Source organism: Halomonas sp. (assembly GCF_052095695.1).
In the GTDB taxonomy this organism is placed as follows: Bacteria; Pseudomonadota; Gammaproteobacteria; order Pseudomonadales; family Halomonadaceae; genus Vreelandella.
The window spans coordinates 1,052-4,319 of record NZ_JBQDLQ010000152.1; the positions used below are offsets into that span (position 1 = coordinate 1,052).

The window sequence follows — 3,268 nt, forward strand, 5'->3', positions numbered from 1 at the left end:
AAAATAAGCACCCTTTACCTTAAATACCTTGGAGTAAACACCCATGGCAGTTCAGCAGAATCGTAAAACTCGTTCCAAGCGCGGCATGCGTCGTAGTCACGATGCACTGACCGGCCCGACTCTGTCTCAGGACAAAGAAACCGGTACTACTCACCTGCGTCACCACGTTGCCTCAGATGGCTTCTACCGTGGTCGTAAGGTTGTTGAGGTATAGGTCTCAACGGCACTGTTAAGCGGCTAAACGGATTCGGTGCGGTATGCGCCTAGCGATTGATGTAATGGGGGGGGATCAAGGCCCTCGTACAATTGTCGCTGGCTCTGCCAGGGCTGTGGTAGAAAACCCAGGCCTAGAGCTGATTTTGTTTGGCCCGCGTCAGCAGATTCTTGCTGAGCTTTCGCGCTTGCCGCAGCCTTTGGCTGCGGCAGCGTCGCGTTTGGTGGTCTGTGATGCTCCGGATAGCATCATGCCATCGGCAACGGCTGCCTGGGCGTTGCGCAAAGGTCGTTCGAGTAGCATGGCGCATATGTTGCGCAGCGTTGCTCAGGGCGAAGCAGATGCGGGTGTCAGCGCGGGTAATACGGCTGCGTTAGTGGCGCTTGCAAGGCGAGAGCTGGGAATGATCACGGGTATTTCTCGCCCGGCGATCAGTACTGCAATTCCGGCTCGTGCTGGGCGTCGTTGCTATTTGCTTGATTTGGGCGCTAACGTTGATTCGCCTGCGAGTCGACTGGTCGATTTTGCACTCATGGGCGCGGTGATGGCGCAATGTGTCGATAATACGCCGGTGCCTCGGGTGGCGCTGCTTAACGTTGGCTCAGAAGCAACCAAAGGAAGCGCTAGCGTGCGGGAGGCCGATCGTCTGCTGCGTGAGCATGCTAACGATGATGCCTTTACTTATGAAGGCTATGCCGAAGGCGGTGATCTGTTTAAGGGTCAGCTGGACGTAGTGGTATGCGACGGCTTTGTGGGTAATGCCGTTCTTAAGGCAAGCGAAGGCTTGACAAGTATGCTGGTTGAGCGCGTGCAGATGGCATTTGAGTCGCGTCTGAGCGGTCGTTTGGCAAGCCTACTGGCCAAGCCTGTGTTGAAGCGGTTGAAGCGAGAGCTTGATCCGGTGCGTTACAATGGGGCTAGTTTATTAGGGCTGCGTGGGATTGTGGTGAAAAGTCACGGCAGTACGCATGCCGATGGTTTCTACTACGCTATCCAGCGGGCTCTAAAGGAAGTAGAACACAATTTACCTGCGAGGATCGCAGGCCGCTGGATAGCGTCATCATATGAAAGCGATGGTGCTTACTAGCCATGAGTAGATAATAAACGGTAAGAATTTTTTGCGGGTTATAGGTGGCATCAGGATGTGCCAATAGCCTCGCCTATCGCTCATATGAGCAAATGCCTACAAGAGCAAAGGTGAACGACATGTCTCAACCCCTTGCCCTCATTTTTCCCGGGCAGGGCTCTCAGCAGCTGGGAATGCTGCGAGAGCTGGCCGAGCGCTATAGTGTAGTGGGAACGACATTTGAGGAAGCGTCAGATGCTTTGGGCTACGACTTGTGGAAAGTCGTCCAAGAAGGCCCTGAAGCGTCGCTTAATGCAACTGCATGCACCCAGCCTGCACTGCTCTCTGCAAGCGTGGCTATTTGGCGCGTATGGCAAGAGTTAGAAGGGCCGCGGCCGAGTGTGATGGCTGGGCATAGCTTGGGCGAATACAGCGCGATGGTGTGTGCTGGCGTCATGAGCTTTGCCGAAGGTGTAAATTTAGTACGCCTGCGCGGTGATGCCATGCAGGAGGCGGTGCCCGCGGGTGAAGGTGGCATGGCCGCGATTCTTGGGTTAGCAGATGATGCGGTCGAGGCGGCCTGTGAAGGAGCCGCCAAGGGCGACATAGTTTCTGCGGTTAACTACAACTCTCCAGGGCAGGTAGTTATTGCCGGCGAAAAAGCGGCCGTTGAGCGGGCAATGGCAGCCTGCCAAGAGGCGGGTGCTAAGCGCGCTATGGCGCTGCCGGTTTCAGTGCCATCGCACTGTGCGTTGATGAGGCCTGCTGCTGAGCGGTTGGCTGAGGCAATGCAGGCTATAGAACTGCGTACGCCACGCTACACGGTGATTCAAAATGTCGATGCTAAGGCCCATGCCGATACCGTTATGCTTCGTACACGTCTGATCGAACAGCTATATCAGCCGGTGCGCTGGAGTGCCTGCGTTGAAGCCATGGCTGGTAAGGGCGTTGAGGTATTCATAGAGTGCGGGCCAGGAAAGGTGTTGACTGGTCTCAATAAACGTATCGTGAAGAGTAGTAAAGGGCTGGCGGTGAATGACCCCGATAGTCTGAACGCTGCGCTTGAATTAGCGCGCGAAACGTTGACTGGCAAGGCGTGAACATTAGTTGTCTTGTTTCGCTATCCTTGCTTAAGTACACGCTTAAAGGCAGAACGTTATGACCCAAGAACGTAGAGTTGCCCTGGTGACAGGTGCTAGTCGTGGAATCGGCCAAGCCATCGCTCGAGAGCTAGGTCGCCAGGGCCGTATTGTGATTGGTACGGCAACAAGCGAGTCGGGCGCTGAAAAAATTGATGCCGATCTCAAAGAGAATGGCATTGAAGGAGCCGGCCTATGCTTGAATGTGACTGATCAGGCCAGCATTGATGAAGTGTTGAAAAGCATCACTGCGCGCTTTGGTGCGCCGACTATTTTGGTTAACAATGCGGGTATCACGCGCGACAATTTGCTAATGCGCATGAAAGAGGACGAGTGGGACTCCGTCATGGATACCAACTTGAAATCTGTCTACCGTGTAAGCAAAGCCTGTTTGCGTGGTATGACCAAAGCGCGTTTTGGGCGTATCGTGTCGATTAGTTCTGTAGTGGCAACCATGGGCAACCTGGGCCAAACTAACTATGCGGCCGCAAAAGCAGGAATGGAGGGCTTTAGTCGCGCTTTGGCTCGAGAGGTTTCCTCGCGCGCCATTACGGTTAACGCAGTGGCGCCGGGGTTTATCGCCACTGATATGACCGGAGCGCTGCCTGAGGCGCAGCATGAAATGTTGCTTAAGCAAATTCCGTTAGCTCGTTTAGGGGCGCCGGAAGAGATCGCCGCAGCGGTTGGTTTTTTAACCAGTGAGGCGGCCGGTTACATCACCGGTGAGACGCTTCACGTGAACGGCGGCATGAATATGCGTTGATGGCCTTAGGCTTGGCGGTTGCGTCTGCCTAAGGGCGTCTATAAACTACCCCGCAGCTTTTGGCTTGCGGTTTCCAAATAGCTGGT

4 protein-coding genes are annotated in these 3,268 nt (G+C 54.7%); all 4 read left to right on the forward strand.

The features are described from left to right. Window positions 1-43 precede the first annotated feature (43 nt). The 4 genes from rpmF (at window position 44) to fabG (ending at window position 3,182) form a co-directional block, all read left to right on the forward strand. Window positions 44-214 (forward strand): 50S ribosomal protein L32, encoded by a 171-nt coding sequence (rpmF, locus tag ACTH5D_RS17375; RefSeq protein ID WP_096280598.1) that lies wholly within the window; start codon window positions 44-46, stop codon window positions 212-214. A gap of 43 nt (window positions 215-257) precedes the next feature. Then, entirely contained in the window at window positions 258-1,301 is a 1,044-nt protein-coding gene (plsX, locus tag ACTH5D_RS17380; RefSeq protein ID WP_441673429.1) for a phosphate acyltransferase PlsX, read from the forward strand. A gap of 119 nt (window positions 1,302-1,420) precedes the next feature. Beyond that, window positions 1,421-2,380, forward strand: a complete 960-nt coding sequence (gene fabD, locus ACTH5D_RS17385) for an ACP S-malonyltransferase (protein ID WP_441673431.1) — start codon at window positions 1,421-1,423, stop codon at window positions 2,378-2,380. Window positions 2,381-2,438: 58 nt separating this feature from the next. After that, window positions 2,439-3,182, forward strand: a complete 744-nt coding sequence (fabG, locus tag ACTH5D_RS17390) for a 3-oxoacyl-ACP reductase FabG (RefSeq protein ID WP_441673433.1) — start codon at window positions 2,439-2,441, stop codon at window positions 3,180-3,182. Window positions 3,183-3,268 lie beyond the last annotated feature (86 nt).